The organism is Pseudomonas sp. P4795 (assembly GCF_048822895.1).
In the GTDB taxonomy this organism is placed as follows: domain Bacteria; phylum Pseudomonadota; class Gammaproteobacteria; order Pseudomonadales; family Pseudomonadaceae; genus Aquipseudomonas.
Map to the genome: position 1 here is coordinate 236,331 of NZ_JBMFBT010000008.1, position 22,407 is coordinate 258,737.

The 22,407-nt window shown below is 59.0% G+C and carries 21 protein-coding genes and 1 tRNA gene; 10 read left to right on the top strand and 12 right to left on the bottom strand.

The features are described 5' to 3' along the window. Positions 1–9: 9 nt before the first annotated feature. The 3 genes from fdxH to fdhE are packed head-to-tail and all read left to right on the top strand — an operon-like array spanning position 10 to position 2,517. Complete coding sequence (gene fdxH / locus ACOI8A_RS22535; RefSeq protein WP_420650720.1) at positions 10–945, top strand: formate dehydrogenase subunit beta; 936 nt, start codon at positions 10–12, stop codon at positions 943–945. Then, complete coding sequence (locus tag ACOI8A_RS22540) at positions 942–1,589, top strand: formate dehydrogenase subunit gamma (RefSeq protein WP_420650719.1); 648 nt, start codon at positions 942–944, stop codon at positions 1,587–1,589. The genes fdxH and ACOI8A_RS22540 overlap by 4 nt, the downstream gene beginning before the upstream one ends. Position 1,590: 1 nt before the next feature. Then, the gene (gene fdhE, locus ACOI8A_RS22545; protein ID WP_420650718.1) at positions 1,591–2,517 is read left to right on the top strand and encodes a formate dehydrogenase accessory protein FdhE; all 927 of its coding nucleotides are present in this window, start codon (positions 1,591–1,593) and stop codon (positions 2,515–2,517) included. 20 nt (positions 2,518–2,537) lie between these two features. Here fdhE and ACOI8A_RS22550 read toward each other — a convergent pair whose 3' ends face one another. Further along, positions 2,538–4,505: an alkyl/aryl-sulfatase gene (locus ACOI8A_RS22550; protein ID WP_420650717.1), complete on the bottom strand. Its 1,968-nt coding sequence runs from the start codon at positions 4,503–4,505 to the stop codon at positions 2,538–2,540. A gap of 104 nt (positions 4,506–4,609) precedes the next feature. Between ACOI8A_RS22550 and ACOI8A_RS22555 the strand changes: the two genes are divergently transcribed. Then, positions 4,610–5,494, top strand: coding sequence for a LysR family transcriptional regulator (locus ACOI8A_RS22555; protein WP_420650716.1), 885 nt, complete (start codon positions 4,610–4,612; stop codon positions 5,492–5,494). Between the two features lie 43 nt (positions 5,495–5,537). Here the strand turns inward: ACOI8A_RS22555 and ACOI8A_RS22560 are convergent, their stop codons facing one another. The 3 genes from ACOI8A_RS22560 to ACOI8A_RS22570 form a co-directional block, all read right to left on the bottom strand. Continuing rightward, complete coding sequence (locus ACOI8A_RS22560; protein ID WP_420650715.1) at positions 5,538–5,903, bottom strand: hypothetical protein; 366 nt, start codon at positions 5,901–5,903, stop codon at positions 5,538–5,540. A gap of 233 nt (positions 5,904–6,136) precedes the next feature. Further along, on the bottom strand, positions 6,137–7,471 hold the full coding sequence (locus ACOI8A_RS22565; protein WP_420650714.1) for an ATP-binding protein: 1,335 nt from the start codon (positions 7,469–7,471) through the stop codon (positions 6,137–6,139). Then, positions 7,468–8,211: a response regulator gene (locus ACOI8A_RS22570; RefSeq protein ID WP_420650713.1), complete on the bottom strand. Its 744-nt coding sequence runs from the start codon at positions 8,209–8,211 to the stop codon at positions 7,468–7,470. The genes ACOI8A_RS22565 and ACOI8A_RS22570 overlap by 4 nt, the downstream gene beginning before the upstream one ends. Positions 8,212–8,341: 130 nt before the next feature. On the opposite strand from ACOI8A_RS22570, the gene ACOI8A_RS22575 reads away from it, so the two are divergent. Together ACOI8A_RS22575 and ACOI8A_RS22580 are read left to right on the top strand one after the other, a co-directional pair. After that, on the top strand, positions 8,342–8,653 hold the full coding sequence (locus tag ACOI8A_RS22575; RefSeq protein ID WP_420650712.1) for a hypothetical protein: 312 nt from the start codon (positions 8,342–8,344) through the stop codon (positions 8,651–8,653). After that, on the top strand, positions 8,653–9,339 hold the full coding sequence (locus ACOI8A_RS22580; RefSeq protein ID WP_420650711.1) for a DUF3313 domain-containing protein: 687 nt from the start codon (positions 8,653–8,655) through the stop codon (positions 9,337–9,339). Before ACOI8A_RS22575 ends, ACOI8A_RS22580 begins: the two co-directional genes overlap by 1 nt. A 160-nt stretch (positions 9,340–9,499) precedes the next feature. Here ACOI8A_RS22580 and ACOI8A_RS22585 read toward each other — a convergent pair whose 3' ends face one another. Continuing rightward, positions 9,500–9,904: a hypothetical protein gene (locus ACOI8A_RS22585; protein ID WP_420650710.1), complete on the bottom strand. Its 405-nt coding sequence runs from the start codon at positions 9,902–9,904 to the stop codon at positions 9,500–9,502. A 367-nt stretch (positions 9,905–10,271) separates the two neighbouring features. Here ACOI8A_RS22585 and selA point away from each other — a divergent pair, with 367 nt between their 5' ends. The 3 genes from selA (at position 10,272) to ACOI8A_RS22600 (ending at position 13,696) form a co-directional block, all read left to right on the top strand. After that, positions 10,272–11,678: an L-seryl-tRNA(Sec) selenium transferase gene (gene selA / locus ACOI8A_RS22590; protein WP_420650709.1), complete on the top strand. Its 1,407-nt coding sequence runs from the start codon at positions 10,272–10,274 to the stop codon at positions 11,676–11,678. After that, entirely contained in the window at positions 11,675–13,594 is a 1,920-nt protein-coding gene (gene selB, locus ACOI8A_RS22595; protein ID WP_420650756.1) for a selenocysteine-specific translation elongation factor, read from the top strand. Before selA ends, selB begins: the two co-directional genes overlap by 4 nt. Positions 13,595–13,600: 6 nt before the next feature. After that, positions 13,601–13,696, top strand: a tRNA-Sec gene (locus ACOI8A_RS22600). Between the two features lie 50 nt (positions 13,697–13,746). Here ACOI8A_RS22600 and ACOI8A_RS22605 read toward each other — a convergent pair. Beyond that, positions 13,747–15,042, bottom strand: coding sequence for an OprD family porin (locus ACOI8A_RS22605; RefSeq protein ID WP_420650708.1), 1,296 nt, complete (start codon positions 15,040–15,042; stop codon positions 13,747–13,749). 183 nt (positions 15,043–15,225) lie between these two features. On the opposite strand from ACOI8A_RS22605, the gene ACOI8A_RS22610 reads away from it, so the two are divergent. After that, positions 15,226–15,834 (top strand): dTMP kinase, encoded by a 609-nt coding sequence (locus ACOI8A_RS22610; protein ID WP_420650707.1) that lies wholly within the window; start codon positions 15,226–15,228, stop codon positions 15,832–15,834. Positions 15,835–15,960: 126 nt separating this feature from the next. Here the strand turns inward: ACOI8A_RS22610 and ACOI8A_RS22615 are convergent, their stop codons facing one another. The 6 genes from ACOI8A_RS22615 to ACOI8A_RS22640 all read right to left on the bottom strand — a co-directional run bounded on the left by ACOI8A_RS22615 (position 15,961) and on the right by ACOI8A_RS22640 (position 22,318). Beyond that, complete coding sequence (locus tag ACOI8A_RS22615; RefSeq protein ID WP_420650706.1) at positions 15,961–16,899, bottom strand: fumarylacetoacetate hydrolase; 939 nt, start codon at positions 16,897–16,899, stop codon at positions 15,961–15,963. Between the two features lie 5 nt (positions 16,900–16,904). Then, entirely contained in the window at positions 16,905–18,176 is a 1,272-nt protein-coding gene (locus ACOI8A_RS22620; protein WP_420650705.1) for an MFS transporter, read from the bottom strand. Between the two features lie 132 nt (positions 18,177–18,308). Next, the gene (locus tag ACOI8A_RS22625) at positions 18,309–19,358 is read right to left on the bottom strand and encodes a type III polyketide synthase (protein ID WP_420650704.1); all 1,050 of its coding nucleotides are present in this window, start codon (positions 19,356–19,358) and stop codon (positions 18,309–18,311) included. 193 nt (positions 19,359–19,551) lie between these two features. Then, a complete protein-coding gene (locus ACOI8A_RS22630) occupies positions 19,552–19,992 on the bottom strand; it encodes a Zn-ribbon domain-containing OB-fold protein (protein WP_420650703.1) in 441 nt (146 codons plus the stop codon). Positions 19,993–20,003: 11 nt separating this feature from the next. Then, entirely contained in the window at positions 20,004–21,200 is a 1,197-nt protein-coding gene (locus ACOI8A_RS22635) for a thiolase family protein (RefSeq protein ID WP_277757822.1), read from the bottom strand. A gap of 29 nt (positions 21,201–21,229) precedes the next feature. Continuing rightward, positions 21,230–22,318, bottom strand: coding sequence for a hydroxymethylglutaryl-CoA synthase (locus ACOI8A_RS22640; protein ID WP_420650702.1), 1,089 nt, complete (start codon positions 22,316–22,318; stop codon positions 21,230–21,232). Positions 22,319–22,407 lie beyond the last annotated feature (89 nt).

The window sequence follows — 22,407 nt, forward strand, 5'->3', positions numbered from 1 at the left end:
AATCTTTAGATGGCCAGCCAAGACATCATTGCCCGCTCGGCCACCACCACACCAGCACCCTCGGTGCGCAATCTGGAGGAAGTCGCCAAGCTGATCGACACCACCAAATGCATCGGCTGCAAGGCCTGTCAGGTCGCGTGCTCGGAATGGAACGAGCTGCGCGACGAGATCGGCCACAACCACGGCACCTACGACAACCCGCAGGATTTGAGCGCCGAAACCTGGACCTTGATGCGCTTCACCGAGCACGAAACCGACGCCGGCAACCTCGAATGGCTGATCCGCAAGGACGGCTGCATGCATTGCGCCGAACCCGGTTGTCTGGCGGCGTGCCCGAGTCCCGGCGCAATCATCAAGCACGCCAACGGCATCGTCGATTTCGATCAGGATCACTGCATCGGCTGCGGCTATTGCATCACCGGTTGCCCGTTCAACATTCCGCGCATTTCGCAGAAGGATCACAAAGCCTATAAATGCACCTTGTGTTCGGACCGGGTCGCGGTGGGGCTGGAGCCGGCCTGCGTGAAAACCTGCCCGACCGGAGCCATCGTGTTCGGCACTAAAGAAGACATGAAAACCCACGCCGCCGAACGCATTGTCGATCTGAAAAGCCGTGGCTTCGAGAATGCCGGCCTGTATGACCCGGCAGGCGTCGGCGGCACGCATGTGATGTACGTTCTGCACCACGCCGACACGCCGTCAATCTACGCCGCGCTGCCCAACGACCCGGCGATCAGTCCGCTGGTGGGCCTGTGGAAAGGCATCAGCAAACCGCTCGCCCTGCTGGCGATGGGCGCGGCGGTGCTGGCCGGGTTCTTCCATTACGTGCGCATCGGGCCGAACCGCGTCGAGGAAGATGAGCATCCGACGCCGCCCGACACCTCGGTGCATGTCGTCGACCCGGCGGTGCACACCTTCGACCCACGCGGGGAAGACCGGCCATGAGCAACAAGACGATCCTGCGTTACACCGCCAACCAGCGCACCAATCACTGGCTGGTGGCGATCCTGTTTTTCATGGCCGGGCTGTCGGGGCTGGCGTTGTTTCATCCTTCGTTGTTCTGGCTGAGCAACCTGTTCGGCGGCGGGCCGTGGACGCGGATACTGCATCCGTTCATGGGCGTGGCGATGTTTGTGCTGTTTCTCGGATTGGTGCTGCAGTTCTGGCGCGCGAATTTTTTCATCGCCAACGACCGTACCTGGTTGCGCCGCATCAATCGGGTCATGGTCAACGACGAACAAAGCGTGCCACCGGTGGGCAAGTACAACGCCGGGCAGAAGCTGCTGTTCTGGACTTTACTGCTGTGCATGCTGGGTTTGCTGTTCAGCGGGCTGGTGATCTGGCGCGCGTATTTCAGCGAGTACTTTGGCATCGCCACGATCCGCTGGGCGATGTTGCTGCATGCGCTGGCGGGGTTTGTGCTGGTGTTGAGCATCATCGTGCACATATACGCCGGGATCTGGATCAAGGGTTCGATTGACGCGATGTTGCATGGCTGGGTCAGTCGCGCCTGGGCGAGGAAGCACCATGCACTGTGGTATCGCGAAGTGACTCGCGAGCCGATTGATAAAGACCCGAAAAAGGGCTGACATGCCAACCATTCTTGAGCCTGGAGAAATCGAAGCGGCAGCCACTTCGCCGCCGTTTCTGTATCTGCCCCCGCGCAATCTGTTCACCTTGCGTGCGCAGCGGCTGGAGCAATTGGCGCAGGGTCATCCGCTGGCCGATTATCTGCTGCTGATTGCCGGGTTATGCCGCGTGCAACAGCAGATCTTCGATGATCCACCGGCCACAGAACCTGTCGACGAACAACGCCTCGAAGTGTGCCGACAACACGGCATGCCGCCGTTCGCTGCCGACACCTTGATCCGCGAAGACGGTTGGCAGCTTTACCTCGACGCCTTGCTGCAACGCTACGTCGCGCCGCAGCAACCAGCGGTGATTGACGCGCTGACCAGTTTGCGCGTGGCCAGCGTCGGACAACTGCGTGCCTGGGCCGTGGCGCTGGTCAGCGGTCAATATTCACTGCTGCCGGCGGCACTGGTGCCGTTTCTCGGCGCGGCGCTGCAAGTCGCCTGGAGCCATTGGCTGCTCAGCGTACCCAACCTGCAACTGACCCCCGGCGACAGCCTCAGCCAATGCCCGGCCTGCGGATCACCGGCAATGGCCGGGGTAATTCGCCATCGCGGCAAACATAACGGTTTGCGCTATCTGGTGTGTTCGCTGTGCGCCTGCGAATGGCATGTGGTGCGGGTCAAGTGTGTGTATTGCGAGCAGAGCAAAGGCCTGAATTACCTGAGCCTTGAGGACGATCGCCACGCGGCCAATCACGCGCCGTTGCGCGCGGAGTTGTGTCCCGGTTGCAACAGCTATCTGAAATTGCTGTATCTGGAAAATGACGCCGAAGCGGAAGCGCTGTCGGCGGATCTGAGTAGCCTGTTGCTGGACATGCGCCTGTCGCAGGACGGTTATCAGCGACTGGCGCCGAATCTGTTGCTGGCACCCGGAGATGAATGAATCCGGGTGCCACAGGTTGATCAGCGTTGCGAGGTAACGATCGAGAAATTCCCCGGCGCTTTTTCCAGCAAACCGAGAAAGCGCACCAGATCGATTTTGCTGCCGTCCACCCGCAACTCGTCGGATGTCAGCGCCTCTTTCAGCCCGGCGCTGCCACCGAGCAGTTGCACGAACAGATTCTTGGTCACCGTCAGCGTCGCATTGGCATCCGCCACCGGCGCGGCTTGGCGGTAGTGCAGCACGGCGTTCTCGATCCACAGCACGAAGGATTCGTGGGTGTCGGTCAGCACCAGGTTCAACGTCAGGTTTTTACCCGCAGCCGCTGGCCCGTCGAGACTGGCGGCCATGGCTTCGAGGAAGCGCTCGGTCGGCGTTTGTTTCATCAATTCGAGCAGATCCGAACGGCGCACGCCTTGGCTGGGCGGGCCGTTGCGTAACTCATCGGCGGCCGTCAGGTAGCTGTTGCGCCAGGTCGCCGATTCCGCCTGATAGCCCATTTGCTCGTAGGCACGCGCCAGCAATTCCTTGGCGGATTTGTCGTCGGGCGCGTCCAGCACCGCTTGATTGAGCAATTCAGCGACCCAGCGGTAATCGCCGTTGTCGTAGGCCACTTGGGCTGCCTGAACCACCTTGGCCGTGCCGCCCATCAATGCAACGTAGCGCTTGGCGGCGTCTTTCGGTGCCAGGGGATTGAGGTTCGCCGGGTTGCCATCGTAGGCGCCGAGGTACAGCTGATAGATCGCTTTGACGTTGTGCCGCAGGTCGCCGTAATAACCACGGGTGCCGAAGTACGAGGCCAGCGAGTCGGGCAACTGGATCTGCTCGGCGATCTCGTTGGGCGTGTAGCCGGAGTTCATCAGGCGCACAGTCTGGTCGTGCATGTATTTGTAGACGTCGCGGTGTTTAGTGATGAATTCACGAATGCGCTCATTGCCCCAGATTGGCCAGTTGTGTTGGCCGAAATACACTTCGGTGTCGCCCAGTTGATCCAGCGCGGTTTGCGTGTAATTCGACCAGAGCAGCGCGTCGCGCACCTTGGCGCCACGGATCGGCAGCAAGTTGTGCATGGTCTGCGCGAGAATCTCCGCGCCGCCATAGGCCTTGCGCGCGGGTACGGAAAAGGTCAGCTCCGCCGGCGCTTCGGCACCGGGCATGTTGTGGAAAATCATGCTCACGCCGTCGAGCACCAGCTCCTGAGTCGGCTGATCGATGATCTGCGTCGGCGCAAGAATGCCGATGCTGCCGTAAGCGACGGTTTTGCCCAGCCCGGTATCGACCATGCCTTTAGCACCCGGCACGAGGTTTTTGCCGAACTGGTACATCGAACGGCGCGACATCGCCGGGCCGGCCAGCACGTTTTCGCTGGTGGCTTCTTCCATGAAGCCGGCCGGGGCGACGATTGGCAGCTTGCGTTGCGCCGCGTCTTCAACCGAGGTGACGCCGAGCACACCGCCGAAATGGTCGGCATGGTCATGGGTGAAGATGATCGCGGTCACCGGTTTGTCGCCGAGTTGCTCGCGAGCGAAGGCCAGCGCAGCGGCGGCGGTTTCCCTGGAGGTCAGCGGATCGACCACGATCCAGCCGGTCTGGCCTTCGATCAGGGTCATGTTGGCGATGTCGAAACCGCGCAGTTGATAAATACCGTCAGTGACTTTGAACAGGCCGATCTGCGCATTGAGCATCGCATGGCGCCACAGGCTTGGATTGACCGTGGGCGGGGCCTTGCCGGCGACGAAGGTGAACGCATCGAAATCGATCAGGACGCTGCCGTCCGAGCCGAGGATTTTCCCGGTCGGGCGGGCGATGAAACCACGTTTGGCGTCGTCGAAATCCTTGGTATCGGTCAGGTCCAGGCCTTTGACCGAAGCTTCGATCACTGCTGCGGTCGCGGGTGTGGCATCGCCATTGGCCACGCTGACTTTGTGGTTGTCGCAGCCGCCGAGTGCAAGCAGCGTCAATGCGATGAGGGCAGGGCGGGTCGATCTCATTATTGTTGGTCTCTGTGGTCGAGTGCGGCCCAGCGTAGGACGGCAGGTGTGATGTGGCCAATGCATTGTTTACATCCAGACAATGCGTGGCTAGCATCGACGCCATGGATCTGAAACGTCTCAATCATCTGTTAGCCCTCGCCGAAGAACGCCATTTCGGCCGCGCTGCCGAGCGCGTGCATCTCAGCCAGCCGGCCTTGAGCCGCAGCATTCAGGCGCTGGAAAACCAGACCGGCCAGCGCCTGTTTGATCGCGACAGCGGAGACGTGCGACCGACGCCGGCGGGGGAGTTTCTGATTCAGCGTGCGCGACACTTGCTGTTCGATGCACGCTCGCTTGAGCGCGACATGGCGCTGTATGGCGACAGCCAATTGGGCAGCATCGCCTTCGGCGTAGGACCGTTTCCGGCGGCGATGTTGATGCACCAAGTGCTGCCGCAATTACGTCTGCAGCATCCGCAGGTTTCGTTGCGGGTAGAGGTGAACAACTGGCAGATTCTCGAAGCGCGACTGCGCACCGAGGCGATCGAATTCTTCGTCGCCGATATCCGCAACTTCTCGGCTGATAAGGATTTGCTGATTCGACAATTGGGCCAGGTCTCGGCGGGATTCTTCGTGCGACCGCAGCATCCGCTGGCCGGGCGCGAAGTGACGATGAGTGAGTTGCCGAGCTACGGCGTCGCGACCACACGCCTGCCGGCCGTGGTAAAGACCGAAGCGCTGCCGATCATGGTCGAGTGCGACGATGTGGCGTTGTTGAAGTCCGTGGCGATGCGCACCGATACGATGCTTGGCGTGATTCATGGTGCGGTACTTGAGGATGTAGAGGCGGGCAGGTTGGTCGAACTGCGGATTGTCGATAAGCCGCAGCTGCACTCGGAGATTGGCGTGGTTAGTTTGCCGAACAGAAGCCTTTCGCCTAGTGCGCGGTGTGTGATTGAGGCGATTGTTGTCGAGATGGAGGGGGGCGTTGCCCCTGGTATCGGGTAGGGGCAACGGTGGAGGGAGGCTATCCGGCGAACCCGATAACGTCTCAGTACCCTATTGGGGCGGGGGGGGCGTAACGTTTCGCCTTTGGTACCCACGCATCCAACTCATCATCTTTGATTTCACCGAGCACAATCTGGCCGCGCTGCAGAGCTTGCATCACTTCTGGGGAGGAGAATACAGCCTCTGCATCCAGAAAACTGCCTCGAAAGATCCAGACACCTGACTTTGGAGTATTTTGCTTGTCTGGACGTATTACCCACATTTCAAGTTTTCGCTGCTCCTGGCCGGGGATTGTCGTGAATAAGCCTTCCCCGTAGTCGCGAAGTGTGGGCACGTCGAAGCAGGCCACCTTTAAACGGGCTGTCAGCTCCGCCTGCGTTCCTTTGGGGAAGATGAAAACGAATGCCATGAGATAGCTCCTCAAAATGGTAATAAGCGCCTGCGCCCACTCATGCGCGCGGCATTCCTTGCTTTCGCTACGCCGGGGCTGCCACAACGACAATCACCCCGCACATGTCGATCGTGATCCCTGCAACACGTCTCGGCTACTGTCAGAAATACCAGTCTTTTAGATCAATACGGCATTTGAAACCCCTGTTCAATCTCGAACCCGATTACGCGTCTGTCGCTGCCGAGATGACCTCAATCCTCGCCGGGCAACTCCACTCGCGCCACTAACCCCGCGCTCGAGCGATTACGCAACGTCAGCTCGCCACCCTGTTCGCGCACAATCGCGCGGGCAGCCGACAGACCGAGTCCGACACCCCCAGTGTCACGATTGCGCGAGGTCTCCAGGCGAAAGAACGGATCGAACACTCGCTGCAAAAACTCCTCGGGAATCCCCGGCCCGGCGTCGCTGACTTCAATGCAGATCGAATGGCCGTCACGACTGAGAACCGTGCGTGGTTGCGTCCCGTATTTCACGGCGTTTTCCAGCAGGTTGACGATCACCCGTTTGATGCCCAGCGGCCGGCCGTAGTACACCAGATGTGGCGGGCCGCTGAAGTCGATGGCGATATTCTGGTCGCGGTAGTCGTCGATGATGGTTTGCAGCAGTTCCGACAGATCGAACGCGGTGCATGGCTCGAGGTGCGTGTCTTCGCGAAAAAAAGCGAGTGCAGCGTTGATCATCGATTGCATCTCTTCGATGTCGCGAATCATCTTGCGCTGGTAATCGAGGTCTTCCATGAACTCGCTGCGCAGGCGCATGCGCGTCAACGGCGCGCGCAAATCGTGGGAGATGGAGGCGAGCATGTGCGTGCGCTCGGCGATGAAATGCTGGATCTGCGCCTGCATCGTATTGAAGGCGATGATTGCCTGACGGATCTCGTGCGGGCCTTCGATGTGGATCGGCGGTGCCTTGATATCGCCGCCAAACCGGCGTGCGGCGTGCGCAAAACGCTGCAACGGGTTGGCCAGTTGCCGCGTGGCAATCCAGGCCACCAGCAACGTGGCGACCAGCCCGAGGCCGATGATCACGGCAATCCGCAGGTTAAAGCTCAGGCCCCAGCTGCGTTGCGGCGGGGTGAACGATAACCAGCTGTCATCGGCCAGCCGCACCAGCGCAACGTAGTGCGCCTGCGGGTTGCCTTGCGGCCAGTCGTCGGGGTTGAACGCGTCGATCTGCCGCTTATCGCCGAGCAACTGCCGCAACGCCGGTACTTTGCCTGCTTCAACCGGGGCGCCGGCGCCGGGCAGATTGAAATCCGCTCGATGGGCTTTCCACAACACAACCAGCGTCGGGCTGCTGGCTGCACTGGCCAACTGCGTGCGCAACTCAGCGGGCGCCGCTTCGATGACCCGGGTGGTGGCGGCGATCTGCTCCAGCAGGCCGCTGCGCTCGATGGGCGGACGCGCCCAGATGCCTGCGACCTGCACGAACATGGCGTTGAGCATCAGCGAGGCGAGCATGGCCGCGACAATCGTCAAGGCGATCCGCCGCCGCAGGCTGTCGTGGCGCAACAGGCGGAAGATCACGAGCGGCTGACCTTGGCGGTAAACATATAGCCTCCATTGCGCACGGTGCGGATCAAGTCCGGGCGTTTGCTGTCGGGTTCGATCTTGCGCCGCAAGCGACTGACCTGCACATCGATGCTGCGATCAAACGCCTCGTGGCCCTGGCCGTGCGTCAGGTCGATCAGTTGTTCGCGGGTGAGGATGCGTTGCGGGTGCTCGAGAAACACCAGCAACAGATCGAATTCGCCGGCCGACACAGGGATCATCACGTCTTCGGGCGAGCGCAGTTCGCGGCAGGTAATATCCAGATGCCAACCGGCGAAAGCAATGATTGGCCGTGAGGGTTGGGTACTGCGAGGCGCCTGATCAGCGGCCCGGCGCTGCAAGGCACGCACGCGCGCCAGCAACTCCTGCGGGGCGAAGGGTTTGGTCAAATAGTCGTCCGCCCCCAGCTCCAGACCGACAATCCGGTCACTCAACTCGGCCATGGCCGTGAGCATGATGATCGGGATGCCCATCTGCGCCCGAATCTTCTGGCACAGGCTCAGACCACCTTCACCGGGCAGCATCAGGTCGAGAATGATCGTGTCCGGCCGGGCCTGCGCAATCGCCGCCCACATCGCCTCGCCATGCGCGGCCACGTCGACCTCATAGGCGTGCTGCACGAAGAACTTCTTCAGCAGGGAGAGAATTTCCACGTCGTCATCGACGATCAGCAGTCTGCTCACGTTGGCGCGATCCAGGAACCGAAAAGAACGCATCTAAAAGCATTTCGCCGCCCCGGTCATTTATTTCAATCCTGCAACATTCCTTCCGTGCGGACATCAACGCGACATCGCCGGGCAAAAAACCTCGGGCAATCTGCGGGCATTCCATCCAAGGGAGGCTCACATGAAGTACATGAATAGCGGCTTTGGCACCAACGCCCACGGCGCCATGCGTCCGCTGATTCTGACCCAGCGCACCACCGCGCCGGGCCACGACACGCCGATGTTTTTCCAGGAGATCGGCCTCGGGCTGACCAGCGATCAGAGCCAACTGGTCATGCGTCGCTACTTCGAGCGCTTCAGCGCGGAGGGCGCGCAATGGGTGGAATACATCCACTCGATTTCGACGGTTGAATTCATCCACTGGATCATGGCGCACGGCCAGTTGCGCATCGAGTGTTCCGACAATACCCCGCACAAGAAGGAAACACATTGATGAGTAGCCATCGCTCACTGGCGCTGTTGTTCGCCGCCACGCTCGTGTCGGCATGCAGCAGTAAAAAAGTCCCCGTCGAGCCGCATACGGGATTTCTGTCCAATTACAGCGTACTCAAGGAAGGACAGACGCCCTCGGGGCAGAAGGTGTTGAGTTGGGTCAGTCCGGCATTGGCGAACGGCCATTACACCAGTGTTTACCTGGCACCGAGCCAGTTTTATCCGAGGGCTGAGCCTACAGAGCGGATCCCACAAAGCACGTTATCCGGCGTGACCTGTTACTACGATGCCACGCTCAAGCAGGCGCTGGGCAAAGTGGTGCCACTGGTGTCGAAACCCGGGCCGTACACGCTGATTGTGCGACCGGCGATTACCCAGGTTGCGGCCAGCACTCAAGGGCTGCGCTTTTATGAATGGCTGCCGGTCACGCTGGTCGCGGCGGGCGTAAGCACAGCCACCGGCATTCGTGATCGGGACAGTGAAATAGCCACCGAAGTGTCATTCCATGACGGTGCGACCGGGGAGGTCGTTGCAGAGGTAGTGCGTGCGGGCCTGGGCGTGCCACTGGAAAACGACAAACAAGTGATGACGCCGGACAACGTCAAAAGCGTGCTCGATGGCTGGGCCACGGACCTGAGTCAATCGTATGTCGCCGTGCGCAAAGCACGGGTGGTCGGCATCCGCTAACTTCTGTTGCCTGAGGAAGCCAATCGAAGCGGTGCAAATGACCGCGCGTTATGTCGACCAACCGAAGTTGCATTCGGAGATTGGCGTGGTTAGTTTGCCTAACGGAAGCCTTTCTCCGAGTGTGCGGTGTGTGATTGAGGAGCTTACCTTCAGGGGATATTCATTCTTCGTACAGATCAATACGGTGGGGACGCTGAATTTCCTTGAAACCTTCATACCGAAGCAGGCGCTGTGCGACTTCCTCGATAGACGCCCCGGACGTGTCAAAGGTGATCAAGATATCGTTTTTAGATTTAGATCTGATATCAGCGATCTGCTGCTCCGATGGCTTTTCATCGACGCGAATAACGCCTTCACGACTCAGCGCTGCAATACTTGCCTCTATAATCGCCTCGCATTCTTTACGGCATTCGTCAGTAGTCTTCACAACATCTGCGTAATGACCGCCATAACTCCTCCAATTACGAGAGGATAATCCTACTCGTTTCAATTTCTCATCCACTTGCGCCCGCTTAAATTTGGCTGGGGGCACCACTACCACTACCATATCCATATCCACTTTCATGTATGTCTCTCCTTTATTCGTTCGTTTTGTCCCGTGCCGATGTCCACCGGCCACAGATGACAATCCTGAGTCGCATCACCGCGTCGAACAACTGTCAGAAATGACAGTCCTTCAGATCATTCCGAAATATGAAACCGCCTTTGATATTCGTTAACCCAACCTGACATTAGGTCCAGCGCGTTTATCGAGCAGGGAGCCTGAGTGAGAGGTCGCGACACGATGGTGCGCTCTAACGCAGGACGATCGCCGAGGCAGCAAAGCAGAGGCCGCCGCCGTCCACTAACATCATCAGGCAGATCTTCGAAGCGAAGCTGCGCCAGGGCGCCAGCGAGTCTGGTGCCACGACGGTTATGTTCGGGAGTGCCTGATGTCTGTGAGTGTTGCGCCGCGTTTACCTTCCATCGACAGTTTATTGCGCCACGCGGCGTGTCAGCCGCTGGCCGAGCGTTATGGGCGCGAGGCGTTGCTTGGGTGTTTGCGTCAGTTGCTCAATGAACTTCGATCCGACGTGCAGCAAGGTCAATTGACGGCGATTGAAATCAGCCCCGAAGTCCTGGCCGGACGCGTTGGCGAACGCCTGGCGATGCAAACGCGCAGTAACGTGCGCCGGGTGTTCAACCTGACTGGCACGGTGTTGCACACCAATCTCGGCCGCGCCTTGTTGCCTGAGGAAGCCATCGAAGCGGTGCAGATCGCCGCGCGTTATCCGCTGAATCTCGAGTTCGATCTGGCCAGCGGTAAACGCGGCGACCGCGATGATCTGATCGAAGGTTTGATCCGCGAACTGACCGGCGCCGAAGCCGTGACCGTGGTCAATAACAACGCCGCCGCCGTGCTGCTCACGCTGAACAGCCTCGGCGCGCGCAAGGAAGGCATCATTTCCCGGGGTGAGTTGATCGAGATCGGCGGCGCATTCCGCATCCCCGACATCATGGCCCGCGCCGGCGTGCGTTTGCATGAGGTCGGCACCACCAATCGCACCCACGCGCGCGACTATGCAGCGGCGATCAATTCGCGCAGCGGTTTGATCATGCGCGTGCATGCGAGCAACTACAGCATCGAAGGTTTCACTGCGCGGGTGCCGACCGCGGAACTGGCCGAGTTGGCGCACAGTCACGGTTTGCCGCTGCTTGAAGACCTCGGCAGCGGCAGCCTGCTGGATTTGACCCGTTGGGGTTTGCCGGCGGAACCGACGGTGCGTCAGGCATTGCACGACGGGGCAGACATCGTCACTTTCAGTGGCGACAAATTGCTCGGCGGGCCGCAGGCCGGGGTGATCGTCGGGCGCAAAGAGCTGATCGCGAAGATCAAGAAAAACCCGCTGAAACGCGCGCTGCGGGTCGACAAGCTGACCTTGGCCGCGCTGGAAACGGTGCTCGGGCTGTATCGCGATCCGGATCGATTGGCCGAGCGCTTGCCGAGTCTGCGCCTGTTGACCCGAGCGCAAGCGGACATTCTCGAGCAAGCCCGGCGCCTGCAACCGCCAATGGCGCAGGCGTTAGGGGAATCGTGGAATGTCAGCGCAATCCCGGCACTGGGCATGATCGGCAGCGGCAGCCAACCGGTGGCGCGGCTGCCGAGCGCGGCGCTGTGTTTGCGCCCGCATGTGTCGAAACGCTTGCGCGGGCGCTGGCTGTTGAATCTTGAAGCGGCGTTGCGCGCATTGCCGATTCCGGTGCTCGGGCGCATCGACGATGACGCGTTGTGGCTCGATCTGCGTCAGCTCGATGATGAGCCGGCGTGGCTCGCGCAACTCGGGCAGCTACAGACGTGATCGTCGGTACGGCTGGGCACATCGACCACGGCAAGACCTCGCTGCTGCAAGCGCTGACCGGGCAGTCCGGCGACCGTCGCCCGCAAGAACGCGAACGCGGGATGACCATCGACCTCGGTTATCTCTACGCCGAGCTGGCGCCGGGTGCGGGGCTGAGCGGATTTATCGACGTGCCGGGGCATGAAAAACTCACTCACAACATGCTCGCAGGCGCGCAGGGCATTGATCTGGTGTTGCTGGTGGTCGCGGCGGATGACGGCGTAATGCCGCAGACGCGCGAGCATCTGGCGATTGTGCAATTGCTCGGGATTCCGCGGGCACTGGTGGCGATTACCAAGTGTGATCGGGTCGAGGCGGGCAGGGTGGAGGAGGTGCAGCGCCAGGTGCTGGATCTGTTGGCTGCCGGACCGTTTGCCGACGCGCCGCTGATCGCGGTTTCGAGCATGACGGGCGAGGGCGTTGATGCGTTACGCGAGGCCTTGCTTCAGGCGCAGAACGAAGCTGCTGCGCGAAGTGTGACGGGCGGATTTCGTTTGGCCATCGACCGGGCGTTCAGTGCGGCCGGCGCGGGAATCGTGGTGACGGGGACGGCGTTATCCGGCTCGGTTAACGTGGGCGAAAAACTCATGCTCGCGCCGGGAGGCAAAGCCGTGCGGGTGCGCGGGCTGCATGCGCAAAATCAAGCGGCCGAACAGGCTGTCGCCGGACAACGCGTGGCACTGAATATCAGCGCCGAGCGTCTCGAACTCATGCACATTCATCGCGGCCAGTGGTTGCTCGCCGAATGGCTGCATGCGGCGACCCAAAGGCTGGATATAGAGTTCCAGTTATTGCCTGAAGAGCCGCGCAACTTCGAACACTTCCAACCGGTGCATCTGCACCTCGGCACACAAGACGTGATCGCGCGCGTGGTGTTGCTTGAAGGATCACGCCTGAATCCCGGCGAGCGCATGTTCGCGCAATTGCTGACGAACGCGCCGGTCCACGCAGTGATGGGCGACCGGCTGATCCTGCGTGACCACAGCGCACAACGCACCCTCGGCGGGGGCATGGTCCTCGATCCATTCGCCCCGGCCCGCCAGCGCCGCAGCCCCGAACGCCTAGCGCAGCTGAAAGTGCTGGCGATCACCGCTGATCTCGAACAAGCCTTGCCGAGCTTGCTCGAACACAGTCCCGGCGGCCTCGATCCGCAACGGCTGGCGCGCCAATTCAATCGTCCGCGTGACGGTTGGACACTGCCAGAAAACGTGCGACAGATCGAAACCCGCCAAGGCCCGGCGCTGTTCAATGCGCAGCGCTGGGGCATTCTCAAGTTCACGCTACTGGAGCAACTGGCGCGCCTGCATGAGCAGGAACCCGATCAGATGGGGCCGGATCGTGATCGCCTGCGGCGTTTCAGCGGCTTGAACCTGGAACGCGCGACTTTTATCAGTCTGCTCGACGAATTGCTGGTTGCCGGTTCGATCAGTGCGAGCGGCCCGTGGCTGCACTTGCCCGATCATCAAGTACGCTTGAATGCCGACGACGAAAACCTCTGGCAACTACTGCAACCGTTGTTCGAAGACGCCGGTTTCGATCCGCCGTGGGTGCGCGATGTGGCCCATGCCGTAGGCCAGGACGACGCCACTGTGCGTCTGCTCCTGCGCAAACTGGCGCGGCTCGGCCTGACGCATCAAGTGGTGCGCGATCTTTTCTTCAGCGATATCACGCTGCGGCAAATGGCGGCGGTGCTGCTGCGCCTGGCTGAAGAAAATCCGCAGATCCAGGTCACAGCGTTCCGCGATGCGCTAGGCTTGGGGCGCAAGCGCAGTATTCAGATTCTTGAATACTTTGATCGTCTGGGGCTGACCCGGCGCATCGGTGATCGTCGGCAGATTCGCCTGGACAGCGCGCTGGCAACGGCCGTGGTCAACTGAGTTCAAGGAAGGCAATCGCGCCCGGTGGCGCGGCCGGGCTTCAAACCCGGTTGGGGACGGCATCCGTTCCCGGGCAGGTTCGACTCCGGCTGCCTTCCGCCAATCCACCGTCAAGCGCGAGTTATTCGAACAGCTGGACGAGTTGTTCTGACTCAGAACCCCAGCGGGTACTGAATCACCACATACACCCGATCAATGTCATCGCCGGCCTGAGCACTGTTCGCACGGTGCGAAACATGCGACAGCTGCACCGACAGATCCTTCGCCGGCCCCGACTGCACAACATAGTGCAGATCAGTATCGCGCTCCCAATGCCGGCCGCCGTTGCCTTGCTGCGGTTGGTAGTCACCGCTGTCGGCATCGAACGGGTTGTAGGCGCCGCCCTTGGGTGCGCGGGTGCCATCGATGTGGCTGCCGGAAACGTAGCGGGTCATGAATTTCAGGCCGGGAATGCCCAATGCGCCGAAGTCGAGATCGTAACGGGCCTGCCAGGAACGTTCGTTGGCGCCGTTGAAGTCGGCGTATTTGATCGAGTTGGCGAGGTAGATCGAGTCGCCGCCAACGAAATCGAACGGCGTGTTGCCATCGATGCGCTGCCAGCCGAGCAGCACGGCCTGCGCGCCAAAAGTGTATTTGCCGGACAGACTGAACGCGGTGTTGTCGATGGCGCCGGCCAGCGCCTGCCCGGTATCGCGGGTGTGATAGACGTTGGCGTCGAGCAGCACGCCGGACTGCTTGAAGTGCAGGTTGGCGTAATACTGGTGCCAGGTATCGCTCAGATCCGAGGCGTACAGCGCACCGCCGAGCGGGCTGTCGCTGAACAGATCGGCGCCGACGAAACTGATGCCGCCGGCCTCGGTATTGGCGCCATAGCCGTAGAAATCGCCTTTACCGGATGAACTGTCCTGATTTTTGAATGCAGTGAAATGACCCGCGACCAGGTTCAGATTGTCGATTTCATGGCTGGTGAGCAGTAAACCCGTAGCGTATTCGGGTTGCAGGCGTTTGTCGGAGGTGTCGAATACCGGCGTTTCGACGGTCATTTCGCCGAAGGCGAGGGTAGTGCGCGAGGCCTTGATCTTGAGCGCGCCACCGGCGCTGGAGTACTCACTTTCGCTGCGCCCGTCGCTGTCTAGCGGTAGCAGTCCCGTGCCGGAATGGCCTTTGCCGCCATCCAGTTTCAATCCGTAAAAGGCGTGAGCGTCCACCCCGAATCCAACAGTTCCTTCGGTGAAACCGGATGCGAAACTGCCGATAAACCCCTGAGCCCACTCCTGTTTATAGTTTTTGCCTGTAGGCGAGGGCGAGCGGTAGTCGTTGTTCAGGTAGAAGTTGCGGCTGAGGATTGCGGTTTGCGCATCGTCGAGAAAGCCGCTGGCCGACGCCGCTTGGGTCAACCCCGAAACCAACAGCGCCAGCGCGATGCGTGAATGCGAAAAAACCTTCATGAGGACGTGACCAGCAGTGGGGGAGTGCGCTGATAGTCGGAGACATTATGGTTCGACGATTGAGCGGATGTGCTGAGTGATGTCCATTGCCGATATTCGTAAGCGGTCGTGGCCTTCGACGCTGAAACCCGCCAGCCAGAAATCAAGTTAAAGTGTTGATCAATTTCTGTTGATGCCTGAATCATGAATCGTCAGCTGTTTGTTTCTCTGGATGGACCCAAGGGCACGGGTAAAACCACGCTGTTGGAGGCTGTTACCAAAGCACTGAGGGCCGAGAACAAAAAGGTCATCCGGCTTTGCGAGAAAAAAAGCGATCCCTTCAGAGGGGAAACGATGGCCCTCGTTAACCAATTCGTCAGACATCCAACCCGGGATCTGGAATTGAGGGTGTGTGAGCGCTTTGCAGATAGCCGTGCCTGGATGTCCGAGCACGTGCTGACCAGGCAGCCAGCAGACAGCATCATCCTGATCGATCGCTGGTATCCCTCCGATGCCGCGTTTCGCCGGATAGTGCCGTTTGCAGAAACTCTGCAGTTGAACATCGATCGCAACGTGCGCGTGCCAGACCTGCATGTCGGGGTTGTCACCGCCCCTGAGATTTCCTGGGCAAGGGCAGCGGAACGACGGCGTGGACTGAGCAGTACCGTGATGCACAAGCTGGAAGAACAGGTCGCGAGCACCGCAGCGTTCGAGCAAGCGATTGCGGATCATGGCTGGATATTGTGCCGCAACGAAGGAACGATCGAAGACGCAACGATGCAGGTGATTTCCGAGATCTATAAAGTCCTTTGATGCAGGGGCAGGGGCGCACAGCCATAAAATCAGACACTCAAGCAGGCACTCGATGCCGACTTGGAGGCGCGCCTGCAAACCGCGATCGAGTCCGGTGGACTGGCGCCCGATAGCGATCTGTCAGCGTTATTTGCGCTTGAGCAAGTTCGGGTCGTTGCAGCGCTGATGCAGTTGCGTCGCCCGCGCGGGCAGACCCGCTCCAAGCGTACGTTTATCAAGCGGGCACAGATGCAACAACTCTTCTTCGACGATGCGATTGCTCAGACTCAACTCCAGCTCCGGGCAATCGAGATCGAGCCAGTCACCGTGTTGCAGCGGGGGTTCGCTGTCAGGATGGCCCAGGCCATGAAACACGTAGTGAACCATGCCTGGCTGCAGGAACTGTTCGTGTTGCTCGAGGAATGCTTGGGTGTATTTGCGCAGTGAGTGCCATTCCTTCAGATCAATATCGTACTCGCGATAGGAGATTTGCCTGTCCTGACGCTCGATACGAGCGTTGATCGACAATCGACACTGCAACTCTCCAAGAATCATTGCCGGAGCCAGTGCGCATTCGCGAAGATACGCCTGGTTGGCGTCCGGCGAGTCGAGGTTGCCGAGCAGTGGATCGTGCACTTCGTTACCGATGGTGAATCCGACAAAGTGCAGTTTGCCGAAGGAGTCGACCATATAAATGCTCACGATTCCCGGTTCACTGGCAATGCTCAGCGCCTGATAAGGGATGTTGAGCGCTTCGCCCTGCGTCTTGAGCAGACTGCCGTTGCCTTTGTAACTCCACGCCTGCTTTTTCGACATCGTCAGGCTGACCGTGCTGACCTGGGCGAGCAAATTATTGCCGGGTTTGAGTGGTGGCTGCAGGTCGATGTCCTGGGTGCTGTCACTGGCGGGCAGATGCTTGAGATGCTCGGCCCAGCCGCGATGCCAGCGACTGCAATACTGCAATGTTTCATACAGCCCGCCCTGTTCGGGAAACATGCGCAGGTTCTGGCCCGTCTGGAAGTCGAACACACCGATGCCTCGGTGTTCATGCTGGCGAAGGTCGAGCAACATCAAATAGTGTCCCATGATCTCTAATCCTTGAGCGGTAGGCTGATCGGCAATGCGTTCGCGGCTGACAGGGCAGGGAGGGGGTGCAGATTGTCGCGCAGACCCAGCGACAACAGCAGGCCGCCGATGCTCCCGGCCAATGCGACGTACAAAATAGATGGCAGGCCGAAATGCATGGCGGCGTAACCGGCGACGGCGGGTGACACGCCACCGCCAAGGATCTCGCCGAACCCGACGACGATGCCGGTAGCAGTGGGAAGCAGTGCAGGTGGCACCGACTCGCTGGTCAACGGCCCGACGGTCATGCAGATCAGGCTGAAGTTGAAGAAAGACAAAAGAAACAGCAGCAGAAATAGCAACCCGGTAATGGCCGGGCTGATGATTAACAGTCCCACCAACATTGCGCTGGTCATGAAGGAAACAATGACCACCGGTTTGCGTCCCAGTCGGTCCGACATCGCCGGAATGATCAACTGACCGATAAAACCACCAACACCCAAGGCGGATATCACGAAGGCCATCGACAGCGTTTCAAGGTGCATGTAGTCCGTGAGGTAACTGGGCAACATTGCACACAGTACGAACTGGCAAGTAAGAATGCAGAACATGATCAGGATGTTCAGGCTGACATTGCCGCTTTTGAAAGCACTCAACCAGTTTGCCCAAACCCTGCCTGAAGCTGGTTGCTGTTGTGCCGGCAAGGGCGCCGGTATATAGATTTTCCACAAATAGCCGGCCAGCAGTAGACCGGGCAACGAGATAATCGCGAAAACCATGCGCCACGAGTCGAACAGCTCCAACAGGCTGGCAGCCAGCAATGGCCCCAGGCACAGTCCGAGAATCGGGAATAACGCCTGCTGGAACCCCAGATTCTGTCCGCGGCGCTGCGGATGCGAAACCTCATCGGTGACAATGATACTGGTCGGTGTGAACGCACCTTCGCAGAGACCCATCAGCCCGCGGATGACGACCAGCCCGAAAAGTCCTCCGGCCAGAGCCGACATCCCCGAGAGCAGCGACAGCACTGCAATTGAAAGGACCAGCACGGTCTTGCGACCCAATCGATCAATCACGTAGCCCGCGCCCAGGGCTGAAAAACCCCAGGCGAAGGCCAGTGCTGCCGAGAGCATGCCGAGGTCCTGATAATCCAGCTGCAAGTCACGCATGATCACGGGAAACAGCGGCAAAATGATAAAGCGATCGAGCCCGACGAGGCCGAAACTCAAGGACAGCAGCAAAACCATCCGTCGTTCATATTGCCGCTTGGGCGGCGTAGCGAGATTGTCTCTGATCATCGTTCATCCTCCATGTGAAACCATTAATCAGGTGCAATGAAGGGTTTGCGAAGGAGGTCGAGAAACCGTGGCGTCGTACAGACCGCCAAGGTTTCTTGCAGACTCAAACGTAGCCCCGGCAAAACACGGGAATCAGGCTACCCATTCACCCACGGCCATTTCGGCGGTGAAGCCTGGGCCGAAAGCTGCCAGCATGCCGACATCGCCGGAGTTAAGACCCGACTCGAACTGTCGCTTGAGCACGTCGAAAACCACAACGCTGGCAATGTTGCCGGCTTCGGCGAGGCTGTTACGCGACTGTGAAACACGGTTCGAGGCAAGGTCCAGCTGCAGGACCAATTCGTCAAGAATCTTGCGGCCGCCAGTGTGGAAGATGAAGAAATCGTTCTGCGCACAGTTCTGTTCAAGAGTGTCGTAGTTGAGTTTCTCCATAATCGGCGCGACATCTTTAATAGAGTTCATGACGGCTTTGTCCAGCGTAAAGTGGAAGCCGGTGTCCTTTACATCGTACTTGATGTAGTGCTCGCTCTTCGGCAGGAAGAAAGAGTTGGTGGAACGAATCTTGAATCCTGACGCTTGATCATCAGCGCGCAATACGCAGGCAGATACGGCATCGCCAAAAAGTGCAGCGGAAATGAACGCGTGCAACTTGGTATCGTCAGGCTGATAACACAGCGACGAGAACTCCAGCGAAACAATCAACACATGATTACGCGAATCCAGTTTGGCGAAGTCATTCGCCCGGTTAATTGCTGCAGCACCGGCGACGCAACCGAGCTGGGCGATCGGCAACTGCACGGTAGAAGTTGGCAAGTCCAGATCGTTGATCAGGTGTGCGGTGAGCGATGGCATCATGAAACCGGTGCACGAGGTGACCACTACCATACGGATGTCATTGGTCGTCAAGCCAGCGTTTTCAATGGCTTGGCGGGCAGCAACGGAGGACATCTGGCGGGCTTCACGCTCATAGACGATGCTGCGGTGAGTGAAGCCGGTGTGTACCGCCAGCTCTTCGATCGGCAGGATCAAATGCCGTTCGTTGACTTCGGTATTCTGGATCATACGTTTGGCCAGAGCCATGCGCGGATGGTCGCCGTGCAAGCTCTCCAGATGCTCAATCATCTGTTGCTGAGTGATCTTGTTCTTCGGGAACATTACGTGCGGGAGACAAAGAGTCGACATGATGAATCCTCGGCCATATATAGCCAATAATTAGTTTGGGAGTAATTCCCGGTTTAAATAACGGCAGTTTGCTACCCCCGGGAAGACCAAGGGTTAAATGCTTTTGGCTAATAAGTGATTTTTATAAGCAACGCAATTCTTGTTTTAATATTCAAGCGGTCGAGCGTCAGAAACTAACGCCCGGCCGTTTTATTTATACGTCCAATACAAACTTGTAGGCGTATTGCCAGGCCAGATTGCTTTCGCGCACATGTTTGCGTACGACCATGCGTACCGGCGCGCCGGTTTTCAGTTGTTCCGGATGAGTGATGTCAACGATTTCCGACGCGATCACCAAGCCATCGTCCAGACGAACCATCGCCATGCAGCGAGGCACTGTTTCGCCGTAGCCCATGGCGGCAAGGATCGGATTCTCGGCGTGAGCCATGACTTCGATCTTGCCGCTGCGGGCGCAGCGGTACGGTTTTACGTTGAGCGAGTTGCAGGCGCCGCAAACAGTACGACGTGGGAAAAAGATTTCCTTGCAGTCTTCGCATTGACTGCCTTCCAGACGATATTTGCCGCCGTGTTCGCGCCATTCGCGAAGCATGCTGGCAGTGGTCATCCGATGAATCTGTTCGGGGTACATAGACATGGTCCGGCTCCTTAGTCGTTGGAAAGAACGATCACTGAGTTGTGGGCGGCATAACCTCCCAGGTTTTGCGACACGCCGATGCGCGCGCCCTTGACCTGGTTGTCGGATTCACCGCGCAACTGACGGAACAGTTCGGTGATGTGCAGAATGCCGTCACAACCGGACGCATGACCGCGGCCAATGTTGCCGCCGTCGGTGTTCAATGGCAGCGGACCGTCAATGCCGATGCCGCCCTCCAGGACAAAATCGCCGGCCTGACCCTGTTTGCAGACACCCATCGATTCCATCTGGATCAGACCCGCGCCGAGCAAGTCGTAGACCTGCGCGACATCGATATCCTTCGCGGTGATGCCGGCCTTTTTATAGGCGATTTCAGCGCAAGCGATGGAGTTGGCAGAGACGGCCATGCCGACATTTTTTGGCAGGCCGGGGTGATGAAGGGTCGGGTTGTGAAAACGCGTGCCGAAGTAATGGGAAACGCCTGTATAGGCGCATCCGCGAACGAATACTGGTTTGTCGGTGTATTTGTGAGCCAAGTGTTCGGCGACCAGAATCGCGCAACCGCTCGCTTCACCCCAAGCCAGCATCGAGCCGAAGGCTTCGCTGTTTTTCAGGGTATCGATAGATGGAATCGCATGGCCGAAGCGCGTGGCATTCGGGGTGTTGTGCGCATAAATACGCATCTGCCGGCCAAAGGTCGCCAACACATCAGCTTCACGCCCGGCATAACCGAACTTTTCAAAATATTCCGCCGTCGCCAGGGCAAAAGCGTCGGTGTGGGAAATACCCAGGAAGTAGTCGTACTCACATTCGGTACTGGAACCGATGTATTCGGCATAGTTGAAGTGGTCGGTCATCTTCTCGAAGCCGCCGACCAGAACAATGTCGTATTCCCCGGAGGCAATCATTTGATGGCCCATCTGGAACGACACGGAACTGCTGGTGCAGTTGGCGGTGCTCATGAACGTCGGCGCCGGGCTGATGCCCAACGTGTCGGAGATGGTCGGGCCGAGACCGCCATATTCCGAAATGCCCTCGCCGTGATAACCGTAGGCCACACCCTGGATTTCCCGAGGATGCATCCTGGCGTCTTTAATAGCTTTATAAGCCGACTCGACGATCATTTCCTTGAACGTCTGCCGGACCCTGGAACTTCCCGGTTTCGGCGTATAGGCGGCCGAAACGATTGCAACACGACGTGCGCACATGTACATGCTCCTTGCGTAGACAGGCGAAATCAGAGGTAGGCGGTGAGGGCGTAGTCAGGTCGCAAATACTTGAACTCGTATTTGATGGAAGTGCCGTAATCCACGTACAGCTTGTTTTCAAGCGATTCGCGCAGTGGCTTGTTGCGCTTTTGGTAGGCCTCGATGGCAGGGGTAACCGTCAAGGCGATTGCGTCGCTGCCGGCACCGAAACCGTAAGACACCAGCAGGATTTTTTGACCGGGACGCGCTTGGTCGAGCACGCTGATCAAACCGAGTAGGGGGCTGGCAGCACCGGTGTCACCAACGCTGCTCGCGTAGATGCCGGGCTCGACCTGTTTCGGATTGAAACCCAGATGCTTGGCGAGGGAGTAGGGCGTGGACACCAGATTCTGCTGGAACACGACATAGTCGTAGTCCTGCGGGCAGGTGCGCAATTTGGCCATAATGCCTTCCGCCGCCCGGCGAGTCTGGTCTTCCAGGCCGATGCTGTTTTTGTCCGAGCCAAGCCCCATCCCGGAGCGAATATAACGATCGCCTTGCGGGCGAATGTTGTCGGCGACATCGGCTGCACAAGAGAAATTGCCATCGAATTCTGCGATGACATTCTCCGTGCCCACCAATAAAGCTGCCGCACCGGCGCCCGCATAGGATTCAGTCAGATCACCTGGGGCGGTGTTGCGATTGATCGTGTCGGCGCCGATTGCAAGGGCGCTGCCGGTCATGCCGGAAGCGACCAGTGCCTGGCAAATCTGCAGCGCAGAAGTGCCGGATTTGCCCGCGAACTGGACGTCGGCGCAATAGGCGTCATAGCCGCAACCGAGCATTTCGAGGATGACAGAGGCCGAGGCGCGGGAGTCATAGGGGTTGGTGCAAGTGCCCAGATACAAAGCCTCGACGCTACTGCCGGGGGCCATATCCAGTGCACGTTGGGCGGCCAATACACCGAGAGTGATCACATCTTCATCAGGTTGAAGAACTGCTCTTTCGGACACCCCCAACTGGTTTTGCACGAGATGGAGATCGGTGTTCTTCCAGACGTTAATCACTTCTTCGACTTTCAAGCGACAAACGGGAACGCCAGTGCCGTAGCTCACTATTCCTGCTTTTTTCACGTTCATTTTCCTTTTGATTCCATTCGCTGTCAGAAAACAAGGGTGTTGCGTCGCCGTATATCCTGAAACATACGGAAAACTATCTTTAAAGCCTC